Genomic DNA, 16,882 nt, shown 5'->3' on the forward strand with positions numbered 1-16,882 from the left:
TCGGAGAAGATGGCCCGCATGTCAGACACAGCCGGCAGCGCGCTGCCCCGCCAGGTCGCCGACGCCTACGTCGACGCACTCATCGAACTCGATCCCATCACCGGCACGTTCCTGGGCGTCGCGGAGAGTTCCCGCCGCCTTCCCGACTTCTCCCCGGCCGGCCAGCAGGCGCTCGCCGATCTCGCCCGGGAGACCCTCCGCCGGCTCGACGCGGCCGAGACCCTGCCGGGCGCGGACACCGATGCCGAGCGGCGCTGCGGCCGGCTGCTGCGGGAGCGGCTGACGGCGGAACTCGCCGTCCACGACACCGATGAGGGGCTGCGCAAGGTCAGCAACATCCACTCGCCGGCGCACCACATCCGCGAGGTGTTCACCGTGACCCCGGCCGAGACGGACGAGGACTGGGCGGCGATCGCCGAGCGGCTGCGGGCCGTGCCCGCCGCGCTCGAAGGGTTCCGCGCCTCGCTGGCCCTGGGTCTGGAACGCAAGCTGTACGCCGGGCCGCGCCCCACCGCGACCTTCATCGGCCAGCTCACGGAGTGGGCGGGCGAGGACAGCGGCTGGTTCGAGGAGTTCGCGGCGGCGGGCCCCGGCTCGCTCCGTACCGAACTGGACAGCGCCGCGCACCAGGCGACCGCCGCCGTCGCGGAGCTGCGCGACTGGATGCGCGACGTGTACGCGCCGGCCGTCGAGGACGCGCCCGACACCGTCGGCCGGGAGCGCTACGCCCGCTGGGCGCGCTACTTCAACGGCACCGACCTCGATCTGGACGAGGCCTATGCGTACGGCTGGTCCGAGTACCACCGGCTGCTGGCCGAGTTGAAGACCGAGGCCGGCAAGATCCTGCCCGGCGCGGGCCCCTGGGAGGCGCTCGCCTATCTGGAGGAGCACGGCGAGCACATCGACGGGGTCGACGAGGTCAGGGACTGGCTCCAGAACCTGATGGACGAGGCGATCGAGGCGCTGGACGGCACGCACTTCGAACTGGCCGAGCAGGTACGGAAGGTGGAGTCCCGGATCGCCCCGCCCGGCGGGCCGGCCGCCCCGTACTACAGCAGCCCGTCCGAGGACTTCTCGCGCCCCGGCCGCACCTGGCTGCCCACCATGGGCGCGACCCGTTTCCCGGTCTACGACCTGGTGTCGACCTGGTACCACGAGGGTGTGCCGGGACACCATCTCCAGCTCGCGCAGTGGACGCTGGTCGCCGACCGGCTGTCCCGCTACCAGGCGACCGTCGGTATGGTCAGCGCCAACGCGGAGGGCTGGGCGCTGTACGCGGAGCGGCTCATGGACGAGCTGGGCTTCCTGCCGGACGCGGAGCGCAGGATCGGTTATCTGGACGCCCAGATGATGCGCGCCTGCCGGGTGATCGTGGACATCGGTATGCATCTGGAGCTGGAGATCCCGGCGGACTCGCCGTTCCACCCGGGCGAGCGCTGGACCCCGGAGCTGGCGCAGGAGTTCTTCGGGAACCACAGCGGCCGTCCCGCGGAATTCGTGGAGAGCGAGCTGACGCGCTATCTGTCGATGCCGGGCCAGGCGATCGGCTACAAGCTGGGCGAGCGCGCCTGGCTGCTCGGCCGCGACAACGCCCGTAAGGCGCACGGCGATTCCTTCGACGCGAAGGCCTGGCACATGGCGGCCCTGTCCCAGGGCTCGCTCGGTCTGGACGACCTGGTGGACGAGCTGTCCAAGCTCTGACCGGAAGCGGGCGTACGGTACGGCGCGCCGTTACGGTGCCGGCCGGGCCCGGTCGAACCGACCGGGCCCGACGGCCTTCCGGCCGGCGCGCGGCCTCGCGAGCCGCCTCGCGAGCCGTCTGAAGTGACCGGTCCCGGCCCGCCTGTCTCAGCGGCGGAAGCCGCCCTCCGAGTCGATGACCTGGCCGGTGACCCACTCGGCCTCGTCGGTCGTGAGCCAGGCGATCAGCCGGGCCGGGTCGTCGGGCATGCCCCAGCGGCCGGCCGGGAACAGGGCGGCGACCGCTTCGTCCGCGGGTCCTGACAGGTAGTCGGTGTCGACGGGGCCGGGGTTGACGGTGTTGACCGTCACCGCGAGATCCGCGAGCGAGGTGGCCAGCGACCGGGTCGCCGAGGCGAGGGCTCCCTTGGCCAGACCGTACGCGATCTCCTCGGGCATACCGCCCCCGAGATCCTGGCCCGAGGTCATCATGACGACCCTGCCGCCGGGCGTACGGGCGGGCAGTGTCGCGCGCAGCCGCGCGTACGCCTGGACGAGCAGGATCACCGACCGGGTGTCGGTCGCCCAGTGCGCGTCGAGCATCGCCGCGTCGATGGTGTCGAGTGTGCCGTCGAAACCGCTGAGGGCGTGGTTCGCGACGAGGATGTCGAGCCGCCCGCCGAGCGCCTCGACGGCGGTACCGATCAGCGTGGCGGGCGCGTCGGCACCGGACAGATCGCCGGGTCCGTGCACCACCAGTGCCGCCGGATCGGCCCGCGCCTCCCGAACAGCGGCGGCGACCGCTTCCGGACCTCCGGGGTCGGCGCCCCAGGGCTGCCCGGCGTCGTGCGGCACATGGTGATGGAGATAGACGCTCGCGCCGTACGAGGCCAGCCGCCGCGCGACGGCGCAGCCGATACCGCCACGGCGGCTGGCCCCTGTGACCAGGGCGGTACGGCCGCGCAGGGGCAGCGGATCACGGCGGAGGGCCGAGGGGGCGAGGGGATCAAGTGCGGGCATGGGCAGCCATGATGGCCGGTGCGGCAGCGGATGTCATACGGATATCCCGCACCGGGCCGCCTGCCGCCGGAGTCCGCCCACCCCGCACCGTACGGCCGTCAGCAGCCGCACTCCGCACCGGCCGGCGCGGTCAGCGGGTCCGCGGCGCGCCGCTCGCGTCCCTGCCACGTCTCGACCTCGAAACCTTCCCGTATCCAGTACTCGATGCCCCCGAGCATCTCCTTCACGCGGTAGCCGAGGCTTGCGAGGGCGAGCGCGGCCCGGGTCCCGCCGTTGCAGCCGGGGCCCCAGCAGTAGGTGACGACGGGCACCGCCTTGTCGAGGAGCCGCTCCGCCTGCTCCGGGATCAGCGCGGTCGGCAGGTGGACGGCCCCGGGGACATGCCCCTGGTCCCAGGACTCGGTGGAGCGGGAGTCGATGACGACAAAGCCCGCGTCGCCTCCGACGGCCAGCGCCGCGGCGACATCGGAGACATCCGCGTGGAAGGTGAGGCTTGCCCGGAAGTACGCGACGGCCTCGGCGGCTGAGGCGGGCGGCACCCGCAGTACGGGGCTGTCCTCGGGGATGGCCGAGGTGTCTGTGGTGGTGGTCATGACCCGAAATCTACGGTCGCCGGACGGCCCGCTGAAGAGGGAATCCACTGTCCTTGCCTTGATGGACGGTGCTTTCCCTGCTATTTCTCGGTGATGACCACGTATTCACCGGACGCCACCGACTGGCACCTGCTGGATGTCCTGCAACGCGACGGCCGGGTCAGTTTCGCCGAGCTGGCCAGGGCCGTCTCCATGTCCCCGAGCGCCGTGACAGAGCGGGTGCGCCGGCTGGAGGAGGCCGGGGTGATCTCGGGCTATACGGCCGTGGTCGACCGTGAGCGGCTCGGCCGGACCATCCTCGCCTTCGTGCGGCTCCGGTATCCGAACGGGAACTACAAGCCGTTCCACGATCTGCTGGACGCGACCTCCGAGATCCTGGAGGCCCACCATGTGACGGGGGACGACTGTTTCGTACTGAAGGTCGCGGCACGCTCGATGAGCCATCTCGAAGAGATCGCGGGCCGGATCGGGGCACTGGGCTCGGTGACCACCAGCGTCGTCTACTCGTCGCCGCTGCCTCGCCGCTCCCTCAGCCGCTGAGCGGCCCACCCGCACTGCGCGCCAGGGCCCAGACGAGAGGCCCTAGACGCGATGGCGCACTGCCGAGCCGTGGCGCTCCTTGACGATCTCCAACTGGGCCGGGATACGGCGGCGCAGATCGGCGACATGGCTGACGATGCCGACGCTGCGGTCGCGTTCCCGCAGGCCGTCCAGGACGTCGAGGACCTCGTCCAGCGTCTGGTCGTCCAGGCTGCCGAAGCCCTCGTCGATGAAGAGGGTGTCCAGCCGTACGCCGCCCGCCTCGTCGGTGACCACGTCCGCGAGGCCGAGCGCGAGGGCGAGTGAAGCGAAGAAGGTCTCGCCGCCGGAGAGTGTGGCGGTGTCGCGCGCGCTGCCCGTCCAGGCGTCGACGACCTGGAGTCCCAGTCCCGAACGGCGCTGCCCGCCCGTCCTTGCGTCGGAGTGGACGAGGGCGTAGCGGCCGGACGACATGCGCTGGAGCCGGGCGCTGGCGGCGGCCGCGACCTGCTCCAGCCTGGCCGCCAGGACGTACGACTCCAGCCGCATCCTGCGGGTGTTGTCGGCGGAGGTGCCCGCGGTGAGTCCGGCGAGGCGGGCCACCCGGTCGTACTCCTCGCGGACCGGGCCGAGGCCCCGGACCTCCGCCTCGGCCTGCCGCGACAGCCTGGCAAGTTCGGCACGGCGGTCGCGGGAGGTGACAGCGGCAGCCGAGGCGTCCTGGAGGGACCGCTCTGCCGCATCGTAGGCGGCCTCGGTCGCGGCGGTCCCGGCGGGCGGGCGGGCGGCGGCGCGCCGGATCTCGGCGTCGGTGAGCACGGTGTCGATCGCCACCGCCTCGTCCCTGAACTCGTCGAGGACTCGCTGGAGTTGGCGCCGGTCGGTGTCCGTGAGCAGGGCAGCCGCCGCGGCCTGCGGGGTGTCGAACCCGGCCCGGAAAGCGGCGTTGGCGAGCCGGCCGTCGGCCTCCTTGAGATGGAGCGCCGTGGTGTCGGCCTCGCGGGCGGCCCCGGCGGCTCCGGCGAGCCGCCGGGCCCGGTCCTCAAGCTGGGCCACCCGGTCTGCGACGGTCTCGGCATCGCCCCGCGCGCGGCTCAACTCGGCGCTCAGCACCGTCAGTTCGCGGTCGAGGGCTTCGCGCCGCGAGGTGCGGGCGGCGACCCGGCGTTCGGCCTCCCGCTGTGCCGTGAGCCGCTCGTCATGCTCGCGCTCGGCGCGGCCGAGGGCCTCGCGGGCGGCATGCGTACCGGCGGCGAGCCGGTGCACGTCGGTGTATTCGCGCTCCAACTCGCCTGCGAGCACGAACAGTTCATCGACGCTCGCGCCACCGGCCGTCTCGCGGGCCGCCGCGTACCGCTCCGCGAGCGCGACCTGTTCGCGCTCGATCTCGTCGCGGGCCTCCGAAGCGCGCTGATACCGCGTCAGCGCCGCTTCTTCCATGGCCGGTTCGGTCTGTCCTGCACCGGCGCGGGCGGGCTCGGGGTGTACGGCGGAGCCGCAGACCGCGCAAGGTTCGCCGTCGACGAGCCCGGCGGACAGCTCGGCCGCCATGCCCCGCAGCCGCCGCTCACGCAGATCGAGCCAGGTCTCATGCGCGCTGTTGGCGTGCTCTCTGGCTCGGTGCAACCGCTGTTCGGCTTCACCGGCCGCCGCTTCCAGGGTGTCGCGCCGCCGGGCCGCTTCGAGCCGGAGCCGGGCGGGTTCGAGCCGACCCGCGAGCTGTTCGGCACGGGTCGCCGCCTCCTGGGCCGCTTCGATACGGTCCCGGAGCGCCCGGCGTTCGGACTCCCAGCCCGCCAGCCAGCCCGCCGTCTCCTGGAGGAACTCCTCGTCGGCGCGCGCCTGCCGGTCCAGCGCTGCGCGCTCACCGGTGATCTCCGCGGCGCGCCGTTCAGAGCGACGGGCCGCGTCCAGGGCGCCGAGTTCCTGCCGTACGGTCCTTTCGAGCGAGGCGAGTTGCTCGGCGCCCGCCTCGGCGAGACGAGCGGGCAGGAGCGCCCGTACCCGGTCGTACGCGTCGGAGGCCGCCCGGTGCGCCTCCTCGGCTTCTTCGCGCAGGGCGAGCGCCGGGGCGACCAGTTCCGCCTTGTGGGCGCGCTCGATGAAGCCCTGGGCACGGTCGTGTTCGGGGCGGCGCGCTTCGAGTGCCTCGGCGCGGATCCGGGCCTCGGCGAACTGCCCTTGCAGCCGGGCGAGTTCGCGTGCTTCGTCCAGTGCGTGCCGGGCGGCGGCCCGCCGGTTCTCGGCCGCCGTGAGGGCCGACTCCGCGATGTCCACCCGCTCCTGGGCGGTGGTACGGGCGAGCGCCGCCCATTCCAGTACGGCTTCGGCGAGTCCGGCGTCGCCCGGCCGCCGCTCGGGCAGCGCTGCCGAACTGCCGTCCGCCGCCTGGGAGATGCGCTGCGCGATACCGAGCAGCCGCTCGTCCCCTTCGCGTACCCGGTGTTCGGCGGCGCGGCGCAGCTCGGCGAGCCGTTCCTCGACCGCCGCGAACCGGCGGGTGTCGAAGAGCGTGCCGAGGAGCTTGCCGCGCGCCTCGGCGTCGGCGCGCAGAAAGCGGGCGAAGTCGCCCTGCGGCAACAGCACCACCTGGCAGAACTGGTCCCGGCTCATGCCGAGCAGCCGGCCGATCTCCTCGCCTGTCTCCTGGTGGGAGCGGCTGAGCGCGCGCCAGGCGCCGCGCCCGGTGTCGTACTCACGGAGCCAGGTCTGCGCCTTCTCCGTGGTGAAGCCCTTGACCCGCTTCTTCGGGCGCTGCTGGGCGGGCCGCCGGGTGATCTCCAACCGCCGTCCGCCCACGGTCAGTTCGAGTTCCACCTCGGTGGGCGTGCCGCTCGGCGCGTGGTCGCTGCGCAGCGGAGCACCGGGGCTCTGGCGGGCGCCGGGCACGGCTCCGTACAGCGCGTAGCACACCGCGTCGAGTACGGATGTCTTCCCGGCTCCGGTCGGGCCGTGCAGCAGGAACAGCCCGGCGGCGGAGAGCGCGTCGAAGTCGACGGTCTGGGTGGTGGCGAAGGGGCCGAAGGCGGTGATCGTCAGCCGGTGCAGCCTCACCGGCCCACCTCGCGCACGGCGTCGTCGGCCCGTACCTCGTCGAAGGCGTCGCGCAGCACCGTACGTTCGCGCTCGTCCGGCCCCGGTCCGCCCCGTACATGGGCCACGAAGTCCTCCGCGATCTGCTGGTCGGTACGGCCCGCGAGGCGCTGGGCGTACGAGGCGAGGGGGTCGTCGTCCCCGCGCTCGGGGGCGAAGCCCAGGCTGAGGGTGTGCGGGAAGCGTTCGGTGAGCCGGGCCATGGGTTCCGCGGGCCGCACCGGATCGGTGAGGGTCGCCTCGATCCAGGAGTCCTGGTGGCGGGCGAGCGCGGGATCGTCGAGCAGGGTGGCGAGGGGGCCGCGGATCCGGGCCAGGGCGCGGGGCACCGGGCAGTCGATGCGCTCCGCCTCGATCTCGCCGGCCGGGCCCAGCTCCACCAGCCACATGGTCTTGCGGTGGGCGGTCTCCGAGAAGGAGTAGGCGAGCGGCGAACCCGCGTACCGCACACGCTCGTTGACGGTCTGGCAGCCGTGGAGATGGCCGAGGGCGACATAGTCGACGCCGTCGAAGACACCGGCGGGCACGGCGGCGACTCCCCCGACGGTGATGTCGCGTTCGCTCTCGCTGGGTTCGCCGCCCACGACGAAGGCGTGTGCGAGGACGACGGAGCGGGTGCCGGGGGCGCGTCCAGCGAGGTCGGCCCGTACGCGCTCCATCGCGGCGCCGAGGACCGCTTCGTGGCCGGCCTTCTCCGTGCCGAACTCGTCGCGCACCAGGGCCGGTTCGAGGTACGGCAGTCCGTAGAAAGCCACTTCGCCATGGGTGTCGGAGAGCAGTACGGGGGTGGCGCAGCCAGCCGGGTCGGTACGCAGATGGATACCGGCGCGCTCGATCAGCCCGGCGCCGACGCCGAGTCTGCGGGCGGAGTCGTGGTTGCCGGAGATCATGACGGTCGGTACGCCGGCGTCGGCGAGGCGGTGCAGCGCGCGGTCGAAGAGTTCGACGGCGGCGAGGGGCGGTACGGCCCGGTCGTAGATGTCGCCCGCGACCAGGACGGCGTCGATCTCGCGTTGGCGGACGGTCGCCACGAGATGGTCGAGGAAGGCGGCCTGGGCGTCGAGCAGTCCGACGCGATGGAACGACCGTCCGAGATGCCAGTCGGAGGTGTGCAGAATCCTCAAATGAAGGCCTCGCCGCCCAGTTCCAGTACGGCTGTGCCGGCCGTGGTGTCGGCGAGCCAGGCGCGGAAGGCCGGCAGGTCCGCGTCCGGCAGGCCGACCGCGATGGTGACGGCTTCTCCGTACCGCACCTCGCGTACGGTACGGCCGGTCGCGCGCAGATCGTTCTCCAGCCGGCCGGCGCGCTGGTGGTCGACGGTGACGGTGGCGAGCCGGAAGCGCTGCCGTGTCAATGTCCCCACGAGGTCCAGGGTTTCGCCGACCACTCCGCCGTACGCCCTGATGAGACCACCCGCGCCGAGCTTGACCCCGCCGTAGTACCGGGTGACGACCGCGGCGGTGTAGCGCACTTCGCGGCGCATCAGCATCTGGAGCATGGGCGCTCCGGCGGTGCCGCCGGGCTCTCCGTCGTCGCTCGCCCTCTGTACGGAGGCGTCGGCGCCGATCACATACGCGTAGCAGTTGTGAGTGGCCGTCGGATGCTCCTTGCGGACGCGGGCGACAAAGTCCTGTGCCTCCTGCTCGCTCGCGACGGGCGCCAGCGCGCAGAGGAACCGCGACCGATTGATCTCGGCCTCATGCGCGCCCGCCCGCGCCACAACCCGGTACCGCTCCTGCATCCCCCCACCCTATGCGCCAACCCGGGCCGGTCTCGCCCGGGGTTCGCGAGGCCGCGCGGCGACGGGCATCAGTGGCCGTGTTTCATCGGTTTCCGGGAGTCAGGAGTGCCTTTCCCTTTCTGCCTATCTTTTCCGCCTCGGCGACCGCGGTGGTGACTTCGTCCAGTGGGAATGTGGAACCGGGAGAGGTTTCCACGATGCCCTCGCGCATAAGCGTCACAATGTCCTGGACGAGCTGCTCGCGTGCTGTGTCATCCATTCTGGCGAGCCAATCGGGGAGCCAGAAGACTTCGAGAGTCCGACGGCCCGCCAGGATGTAGCGGGGGTCCTCACCCACGCGGATCGGTTCGCCCGTGAGAGAGCCGTAGACCAGCATTCTGCCCTCGGCGTGGAGGGCTTTGAACATCTGGGTTCCGGTTTCCCCGACCACGGGGTCGATGGCGTATTTGACGCCTTCCGGGCCCACGATGCCACGGACCTGTTCGTCGATCGGACCGTCGGTGGAGACGATGACGGCGTCGGCGCCGAGGCGTTTCAGCTCGGGGACCGGTTCGCGGCGGCGGATGACATTGAGCGTACGGATCCCGTCCCGTTTGGCCAGGCGGATGATCATGCGTCCCAATTCGGAGCCGGCCGCCGACTGGAGCAGCCATTCGCCCCGGGGGACGGCCAGGGCCTGGCGGACCATGATGATGGCGGAAGCCGGGTTGACGACAAAGCAGGCGGCCTGCTCATCGGGGATGTCATCCGGCATCGGAAACAGATCGCGGGCCGGTACCACCGTGTATTCGGCCCAGTTGCCGCCTGTGCCATTCATGACGGATACACGCTGGCCGACCGCGAGGTCTTTCACTCCCGGCCCGAGGGCGTCCACCGTACCGACGCCTTCGAATCCGATCGGCGCCGGGAAATGCGCTTCGAGGCCGCCGTAGACTCCCCGCACATACAGCAGGTCGGACGGATTGACCGGGGTCGCCGTAATGCGGACCCTCGCTTCTCTCTCCCCCGGTTCCGGAAGAGGCACATCATCCACCGAGATGACTTTTGCGGGCTCACCGTACTGATCGAATCGGACTGCCTTCATGGTTCCATCTCCTTCGATCGCAGGAGATCTCCAGTCTACGGCGGACGGGCCCACCAGGTCCGGTCGGCGGGTCAGCGGAAGATCGCCATGGCCTGCACGTCGAGCACCGCGTCCTCGGCGTTCCAGTCCTGGACCTTGCCCAGGCAGCGAGCCAGGAACGTGCCCTGTCCGGGCGCGGTACGCAGACCTTCCGTGGCGCAGGTGACCCGGACACGCGGCCCCTCGCCAGGAAGGTCGGGGTCTCCGTAGGGCGCCTCGAAGACCGTCGCCCCGGACGATTCGCTGACCTTTCTGAACCGGCCCCTGATCAGCACGAAGTCCTCGATGTCCCGCAGCCGTACGGTCCGCCGCGAAGCCCCGGCCCCGGCCCTCGCGCCCGCCCCGGCCCCTGTCCCTGATCCGGCGGCCAGCGCCCTGTTGTGCCGGACCGTCCCGTTGACGAGATCGACATGGACGATGACGTCCTCCTTCTCAAGGACATCCATGATGACGCCGATCACCGAGATCGGCTCGGCCACTTGGAGATACTTGCTGACGACCTCCATGGTGTCGCGCCTGCCGCCGCCCAGGGTCGCCCCGAGGACCGAGGCACGGACGTTCCCCTCCGTACTGTCGCTGGTCCGCTGCTCCACCTCCCGGCGGAGGGCCGCCGCGTAACCACGCATCTGGTAGTGGTCCATGACGGTCGTGCCATGGAGGTAGAAGCAGATGCTGAAGGTGGCCGGCCGGCTGTCGGGCCGCCGCCCGCGGAGGAACCGGACGAGCCGGAGGACCGTCAGGACCAGGAGCGCCGCGAGGCAGACCGCGGTGAGCAGCCATACGAGCATCCAGGGCCATCGGATGCCCCACCACGCCTCACTGATGACACCCACGTATCTCCTTGAAAGCGCTCAGGAGCGACTGGACGGTGGCGTCGGCCATGCGTCCGCCGGTCGTCCGTGCCGCTCGGTCCAGTTCGCCCGTGTCGGCCTCGCCGTAGCGGACGGTGTACGTGCGTACGGCCCGTGCCTCCGGCGGCCGTGCCCGGTAGCGGCGGACGAAGGTGTCGAGGTCGATACCGGCGTTGTTCTCGCCGTCCGTCATCATCACGATGGATACGGCCTGCCCGGGCCGCTCGCGCGCCTCGTCGGTGACCGTGTCGTACGCGTGGTCCAGCGCGGACCAGATGGCGGTGCTCGTACCGAAGCCGTCGGAGGCGACGAAGCCGCGCAGCCGGTCCAGGTCGCGCGGGCTCTCGTACGTCACGCTCCGTTCGTCGAGCACACGCCCGCCGAATCTCATGACGGTGAGCGATTCGCCCCGGTAGAACCTGACGAACTTTCCGGAGCGCGAGTCGTCGCCGCCGCTCAAGCCGTCGAAGACGGCGCGCAGCCGCGCGATGCGCTCGCCCCGCATCGACCCGGAGAAGTCGAGCAGGAAGATCACCCGGGAGCTTCTGCCGCGCCTCGGGTCGCCGTAGTCGGCGAGGAGCCGGTCGACGACCTTCTGGTCGTCGGGGAAGTACAGCGCGTTACCGATGGGCCGGCGCAGGCGCGGCACCCGGGGGACGGCCGGATCGATGGGCCGGCGCAGCGTACGGTCCATGATCTTCTTCTGGACCGGTTCGCTCTTCAGCCACTCCACCAGCCTGTCGTACGCGGCCCGTTGGGCCGGGTCGAGCAGGAGCAGGGGATAGTCGGACAGCACCATGCCGTCCTTCGGGTAGACGATCTCCAGCGGCTCGCGGAGCTTTCCCGAGCCGTTGAGGGCGAGCAGCTCGGACTCGTAAGTGATCAGCGCTTCAAGGTTGTTCCGGTCCTTGACGAATCCGTCGACGAGACCGGCGGAGGTGTTCTCGGCGAGCCGGTGTCCGGCGAAGAAACCATGCAGCCGGTCGCAGGACACGTCCTGCGGGCGCAGTACGCCACCGGTGTCCGCGGCGGCGGTCGCCACACCGACGAGCGCGGCGAGTCCGCTGTTGGCATGGCGCGGATCGGCCATGCCGAACCGCAGACTGCCGTCGGCGGCGGCGTCGGCGACATCGGCCCAGGAGATCTGGCCGTCGGGCGTGGTACGGCGCAGCCGCTCGGCGGTGGCGGGCTTCAGGCCGATGACGACGGGCGAGCGCATGATGCTGGTGGCGAGCGGCGGTTCGCCGTGGTCCCCGGCCGCTTTCCGTTTGAGCTGGAAGTAGCGGTCGGAGGAGAGCCAGGCGAGATCGTGCCGGTACGCACCCGACGCCAGCGCGTCGCCGGCGTCGATGGTGCCCCGGTACTCCATCTCCAGCTCGATACCGGTCTCCTCGCGCAGCTCGTCGAGGAGCGGCGCCATGTCGGCGAGTTCGGAGCTGGCGAGCACACGCAGTGTCACCGGCTCGGGGCCGCCGGCCGAGCAGGCCGTGACGGCGGTGCCGAGGAGCAGCCAGGCCAGGCAGAGGGCGACAAGGCCCGTCGCCGGGCGCCGGGTCGCGCGGGAGCGACGGATCGTACGCACTCGGGCACTCCGGCTCACTCGGGAACTCCCGCTGCTTTACCGGCACTCGGGGGCTTTGCCGAGGGTGGCGCCACGTCCGGGATGTCGACGGCCGGGCAGCCCCCCACGATGGAGATCATCCGTTCCAGGTACCGGAGTCTGGGCATCGAGGAGCGGGTGTTGTCGTCCGCCATCGAGGGGACCGGGATGTTCCGCTCCTCCAGGAACGTGGTGAGCTGGTCGCCCGCGACCTCCCCGGCGGGGTCGAGGATCCGGAAGCCCAGCTCCATCGCCCGCTGCCGCAACTCCGGGTCATGGGTGATGAGTTCGCCGAGCCGGTCGCCCTCCTCGTTGAGCGCGATGAACTGCGGCTGGGTCACGAACTGCGCCGACGGGTAGAGCAGCACCCGGTCCGTGTCCAGCTTGCCCGACTCGGCCTGGTACTGCGCCTGGTAGTTGAGGTACTGGTGCTCGTACGCCACCACCACGGGCGCGATCCTGTCGCCCTCGGGTGAGATGTACGTACGGAACACATCCGTGCCCGGCAGGCCCTGGTCCATCAGGGGCTTGATGGCCCGGCCGCGTCCGTCCGCCTCCTCGTCGGTGTCGGGCACCTCGTCCGCCCCGCCGTGCCAGGTGAAGGCGACCAGTCCCAGATAGGTCCCCGCCGAGTTGGAGTCGCAGACATCGGAACTCTGGACGACGATCCGGTTCGCGTTGCTGATCCCGTGGTCGCGGATGCCGATCTCGTTCCACCGCCGCTTCTGGGCGATGGCCTTGAGGAACTTCTCCATGTCCAGGACGTAGTAGAGCGGCCGGCCGGGACCGGAGCCGCTTTGCGCGGTGGCGATACCGGCGTCCTCAAGGGTCTCGGCGTAGGCGCGGTAGGTGGGGAGCACGATGGGGCTGACGAACGGCCGGAACACCTTCGGGTCCCGGCCCTTCGCCTGGCGCTCGGCGACGATCAGGTCCCCGGCGGGCTGGCCGGAGGGAAACACGAAGTCGTACGAGGAGATGTCCCGGATGGCCACCTCGCGCGAGCCCGAACTGGTGATGTGCACCCGGATCCGGTGCTTCAGCAGCAGCCGCTGGACCTCCGGGTCCTCGAAGAAGTCCCGTTTGGAGGCCATCTTGGCCTCCAGCGTGGTGATCCGCTCGAAGGGCAGCAGGATTTTCCCGGCGGCGGCGAGCAGCGTCACACCGGTCAGCACGGCGGCCAGCAGGGGCAGGAACACGACCAGGAAGTCACGCCTCCGCCACCAGGGCGACGACGGCCGCCGTATCTCCAGCCGCGGCTCCTCGACGACCTGTCTTCCCCCCATGGCCACGGACACCCTCCCCCGCTGTCCTCGTCCCACGTGATGAACAGCTTTACGCGCCCGCACGACGAGCCGGGTGAACCAAAGGCCAATCCACGGCGAACAGCTCGCCGCCGGCGGCCGGGGCGGGTCCCGCAGACGGAATGTCATCGGCCGGTACTGCCACCGTAAAACCCTGCGCTCAACAGGCCTTCAGCGCTTAAGATATGACGCCCCGTCATCGGAATCCAACGGATCCTGTGAGGTGTGCATGGCCGGTACGCGTACGACGCCGGAACCGGGGAGCCTCTTCGAGCGCTGGGACGAACGGGGACTCGCCGTCGCCTGTCTCATCGCCGTCTGCGGATCGCTGGCCGCCGCGCTCTTCGGACTCTCCCCCGCCTGGCAGATGCCGTTCCTCTTCACCGCGGTGTACGCGATCCTGCGCGCCCTTGTCCCACTGACCCGCTCACACCGGGAACTCGCCGGCCTGAGCGCCGAAGTGGCGTCGCTGCGGCGCGACTTCGACCAGGTCAACACCTCCCGTATCGAGCACTATCCGGATGCCGCGTCCTTCTACCAGGCGCTCACCGACCATCTCGTCCACCGCAGCCCGCGCCACCTGGACACCTGGTACATGCGGATCGAAACCCCCGACGCCTTCAGCGAGTCCACGGCCGCCTTCGCGGACTACTTCCGGGTGGTGCTCGACTGGGCGCGCGCCGGCGGCTCCGTACGGCGGCTGTTCTGCTCGGGCTCGGGTTCGTCCAGGGGTTACGCGGACTGGATCACCCGGCACCGGAACGACACCCGTGATCTGCACCGGTACAGCGTCCGGGAGGTGACCTGGCCGATCAAGGCCGATCTGATGAGCATGGCGATCATGGACACGACCGCGGTGTTCCTCGCCTTCACGGTCGGCGACCGGGTGCAGGGGATGCGGATCGAGGACAGCGAGGCCGCGTCGTACTTCAAGGCGTACTTCGACCGGCACTGGGAGAACGCCAGGGACGTGCCGCGCACCCCGTGATGGCGACTTCCGGCCACCGCGTTCCCGGGGACTCGTCCCCGGGAATCGCCGGGTGCCGCCGGTCGTTGTCGGTTGCGTAGACCTTGAGCCCATGGGAGGCCACGCATGTACGCCGATCAGGAGACGATCCGCAGGATCCTCACGGAGTCCGGCGACACCTGGGCCGTCGTCGGCCTGTCGTCGAACCAGGGGCGGGCCGCGTACCGCGTCGCCGAGGTCCTCCAGCGGTTCGGGAAGCGGGTCGTCCCCGTCCATCCGAAGGCCGAGACGGTCCATGGCGAGCAGGGCTATCCCTCGCTCGACGCCATTCCGTTCGATGTCGATGTGGTCGATGTCTTCGTCAACAGCGAGCTGGCCGGGAAGGTCGCCGACGAGGCCGTCTCCATCGGCGCCAAGGCCGTCTGGTTCCAGCTCGGGGTGATCGACGAGCAGGCGTACGGGCGTACGCGCGCGGCCGGGCTCGACATGGTGATGGACCGGTGCCCGGCGATTGAGATCCCGCAGCTCACCTGACCGGACCGGCCGCCTGCGGCGGCGTACCGGCGCCTCAGCGTACGGGCGGGATCGAGACGGCCATCACCAGCTCGCAGGTCGTCGTGGCGTCGTTGCGGTAGATGTGCGGCACGCTCGCCTCGAAGGCCGCGGCGGCGCCCGCGGGCACGGTGTGCGGTTCGCCGTCCACGACGAGGGTCAGCTCGCCCGCGGTGACATGCAGCAGCTCGGTGGTGCCCGGCGGATGCGGGTCGGAGGAGCTGGCGTCCCCGGGCATCAGCGTCCAGGACCACAACTCCAGCGGCCCCCGGGCCTCGGTGCCCACCAGCAAGGTGGTGCTGCTGCCCGCCGGGGTGGACCACATCCGTACGGCCTGGCTCTCCGGCACGATCCGGACCTGCGGGCCCTGCTCGTAGTCGAGAAGCGTGGTGATGGAGACGCCGAGCGCGTCGGCGAGCTTGACGGTGGTGCCGACGCTCGGATTCGTACGTGCCTGCTCGATCTGGATGATCATTCCACGGCTGACCCCCGCGCGGGCGGCCAGGGCGTCCAGGGTGAAGCCCCGTTCACCTCGCCAGCGTTTGAGATTACGGGCCAGCGACTGCGTGAGCTGATCGAGGTCAGACACATTCCGTCCAATATATTCAATGAGATAGTTCAATGGACCGCACTACGGTGTGGTGCACCCCATCGTTCATCGCACTGTACTGCGGGGCCCGTGATGACCGCACCGGCCGCCCGGGGAGCGCGGCAGGTCAGGAGGGCGGCTCCAGCTCGCCCAGCGCCAGAAGCTGTTGCGGCGTGATCCCCTCCGGTATCGGCACCGGTGCGGGCGTACGCAGCGGCGGCTGCCAGCCCCGCTCGGCGTCCCAGCACCGTACGACCCGGGCCGGCGCCCCGGCCACCACCGCATGGTCGGCGACCTCTCCCCGTACGACCGCGCCCGCCGCGACCACCACATTCCGGCCGAGCCGCGCTCCGGGCAGGATCACCGCGCCGGTGCCCAGCCAGCAGCCGGGCCCGATCTCCACCGGCTCCATACGCGGCCACTGCTTGCCGACGGGCGTGGCCGGATCGTCGTAACTGTGGTTGGTCGAGGTGATGTAGACATACGGCCCGCAGTAGGTGTCGGCGCCGATGGACACCGTGGTGTCGGCGATCACATGGCTGCCCCGGCCCAGCACCACCCCGTTGCCCAGCGTCAGCACCGTCTCGGGCCCGAGGTCGATTCCGGGCATCATCCCCGCGGTCAGCGTGACATGTTCGCCTATGACGCAGTGGTCCCCCAGCTCGATCCACGGTTCGCCGAAGACCGTGCCCTGCGGGAACGCGAGCCGGGTGCCGGTGCCGATCCGGCGGAAGCGCAGCCGCCCCGGACGCTCGGCGCTCACCGCGCCCGCCTCCTGGAGCCATCGCCACCCGCCCTGGACGGCCCGCGCGAGCAGGCGCCGCCGCCAGGTGCCCAGTGATGAGAACGTGTTTCTGTTCTTCGGCACGCGCCTCACGGTAGTGGGCCGGGACCGACCGGATCGGGCATACCCGCTGTGACGTTCACCCCACGGACGCCCCCTGACGTCCGCCGCTGGAGGCGTCAGGACACCCGTACGAGGGGTTCGGATGGCTGAAATCAGTTGACCACAGCGACGATTGAGGCCCGAACGCGCTCCCTCCGGCCGCCTTCCCGGCGGCCCAAGGGGCGGTGTGGACGTCCGTACGGGCATGGCGGGCCCGGACAGAAGGGCCGACGGCGGCCATTCCCATTTACCATACCGACGCTGGCCGGTGGGTGACTTCGGGACGAACTCCCCCGTTGTGTGGGCTCCGGCCTTTCCCTGGCCTCCCGCACCACTCGACGTGGTTAGCATGAGCGCCACATGTGGT

At 70.8% G+C, this 16,882-nt stretch carries 15 protein-coding genes; 4 read left to right on the forward strand and 11 right to left on the reverse strand.

Going from position 1 to position 16,882, the window contains the following annotated elements:
- The first annotated feature begins 18 nt into the window (after positions 1–18).
- Positions 19–1,701, forward strand: coding sequence for a DUF885 domain-containing protein (locus tag ACFU9P_RS23700; RefSeq protein ID WP_384084073.1), 1,683 nt, complete (start codon positions 19–21; stop codon positions 1,699–1,701).
- Between the two features lie 147 nt (positions 1,702–1,848).
- Here the strand turns inward: ACFU9P_RS23700 and ACFU9P_RS23705 are convergent, their stop codons facing one another.
- Together ACFU9P_RS23705 and ACFU9P_RS23710 are read right to left on the reverse strand one after the other, a co-directional pair.
- Positions 1,849–2,700: an SDR family oxidoreductase gene (locus tag ACFU9P_RS23705; RefSeq protein WP_384084076.1), complete on the reverse strand. Its 852-nt coding sequence runs from the start codon at positions 2,698–2,700 to the stop codon at positions 1,849–1,851.
- Between the two features lie 98 nt (positions 2,701–2,798).
- On the reverse strand, positions 2,799–3,293 hold the full coding sequence (locus ACFU9P_RS23710) for a rhodanese-like domain-containing protein (protein ID WP_376380248.1): 495 nt from the start codon (positions 3,291–3,293) through the stop codon (positions 2,799–2,801).
- A 93-nt stretch (positions 3,294–3,386) separates the two neighbouring features.
- On the opposite strand from ACFU9P_RS23710, the gene ACFU9P_RS23715 reads away from it, so the two are divergent.
- Positions 3,387–3,833 (forward strand): Lrp/AsnC family transcriptional regulator, encoded by a 447-nt coding sequence (locus ACFU9P_RS23715; RefSeq protein WP_376380245.1) that lies wholly within the window; start codon positions 3,387–3,389, stop codon positions 3,831–3,833.
- A gap of 42 nt (positions 3,834–3,875) precedes the next feature.
- Here the strand turns inward: ACFU9P_RS23715 and ACFU9P_RS23720 are convergent, their stop codons facing one another.
- From ACFU9P_RS23720 to ACFU9P_RS23750, 7 genes are all read right to left on the reverse strand, one after another.
- On the reverse strand, positions 3,876–6,866 hold the full coding sequence (locus ACFU9P_RS23720; RefSeq protein WP_384084080.1) for an AAA family ATPase: 2,991 nt from the start codon (positions 6,864–6,866) through the stop codon (positions 3,876–3,878).
- Entirely contained in the window at positions 6,863–8,029 is a 1,167-nt protein-coding gene (locus ACFU9P_RS23725) for an exonuclease SbcCD subunit D (protein ID WP_384084083.1), read from the reverse strand. Before ACFU9P_RS23725 ends, ACFU9P_RS23720 begins: the two co-directional genes overlap by 4 nt.
- On the reverse strand, positions 8,026–8,646 hold the full coding sequence (locus ACFU9P_RS23730; protein WP_384084086.1) for a YigZ family protein: 621 nt from the start codon (positions 8,644–8,646) through the stop codon (positions 8,026–8,028). Before ACFU9P_RS23730 ends, ACFU9P_RS23725 begins: the two co-directional genes overlap by 4 nt.
- Positions 8,647–8,728: 82 nt before the next feature.
- The gene (locus ACFU9P_RS23735; RefSeq protein ID WP_376380235.1) at positions 8,729–9,730 is read right to left on the reverse strand and encodes a zinc-dependent alcohol dehydrogenase family protein; all 1,002 of its coding nucleotides are present in this window, start codon (positions 9,728–9,730) and stop codon (positions 8,729–8,731) included.
- A 71-nt stretch (positions 9,731–9,801) separates the two neighbouring features.
- Complete coding sequence (locus ACFU9P_RS23740; protein ID WP_384084089.1) at positions 9,802–10,602, reverse strand: hypothetical protein; 801 nt, start codon at positions 10,600–10,602, stop codon at positions 9,802–9,804.
- Positions 10,586–12,202, reverse strand: a complete 1,617-nt coding sequence (locus ACFU9P_RS23745; RefSeq protein ID WP_384084092.1) for a substrate-binding domain-containing protein — start codon at positions 12,200–12,202, stop codon at positions 10,586–10,588. Before ACFU9P_RS23745 ends, ACFU9P_RS23740 begins: the two co-directional genes overlap by 17 nt.
- A gap of 14 nt (positions 12,203–12,216) precedes the next feature.
- Complete coding sequence (locus tag ACFU9P_RS23750) at positions 12,217–13,503, reverse strand: hypothetical protein (RefSeq protein WP_384084094.1); 1,287 nt, start codon at positions 13,501–13,503, stop codon at positions 12,217–12,219.
- 247 nt (positions 13,504–13,750) lie between these two features.
- Between ACFU9P_RS23750 and ACFU9P_RS23755 the strand changes: the two genes are divergently transcribed.
- Together ACFU9P_RS23755 and ACFU9P_RS23760 are read left to right on the forward strand one after the other, a co-directional pair.
- Positions 13,751–14,509, forward strand: coding sequence for a hypothetical protein (locus ACFU9P_RS23755; RefSeq protein ID WP_376380223.1), 759 nt, complete (start codon positions 13,751–13,753; stop codon positions 14,507–14,509).
- Between the two features lie 105 nt (positions 14,510–14,614).
- The gene (locus ACFU9P_RS23760) at positions 14,615–15,022 is read left to right on the forward strand and encodes a CoA-binding protein (RefSeq protein WP_384084097.1); all 408 of its coding nucleotides are present in this window, start codon (positions 14,615–14,617) and stop codon (positions 15,020–15,022) included.
- Positions 15,023–15,056: 34 nt separating this feature from the next.
- Here ACFU9P_RS23760 and ACFU9P_RS23765 read toward each other — a convergent pair whose 3' ends face one another.
- Together ACFU9P_RS23765 and ACFU9P_RS23770 are read right to left on the reverse strand one after the other, a co-directional pair.
- On the reverse strand, positions 15,057–15,629 hold the full coding sequence (locus ACFU9P_RS23765) for a helix-turn-helix domain-containing protein (protein WP_376380217.1): 573 nt from the start codon (positions 15,627–15,629) through the stop codon (positions 15,057–15,059).
- Positions 15,630–15,756: 127 nt separating this feature from the next.
- Entirely contained in the window at positions 15,757–16,497 is a 741-nt protein-coding gene (locus ACFU9P_RS23770) for an acyltransferase (RefSeq protein ID WP_384084100.1), read from the reverse strand.
- Positions 16,498–16,882 lie beyond the last annotated feature (385 nt).

The sequence above is a fragment of the Streptomyces sp. NPDC057617 genome (genome assembly GCF_042800555.1).
Taxonomy (GTDB): domain Bacteria; phylum Actinomycetota; class Actinomycetes; order Streptomycetales; family Streptomycetaceae; genus Streptomyces.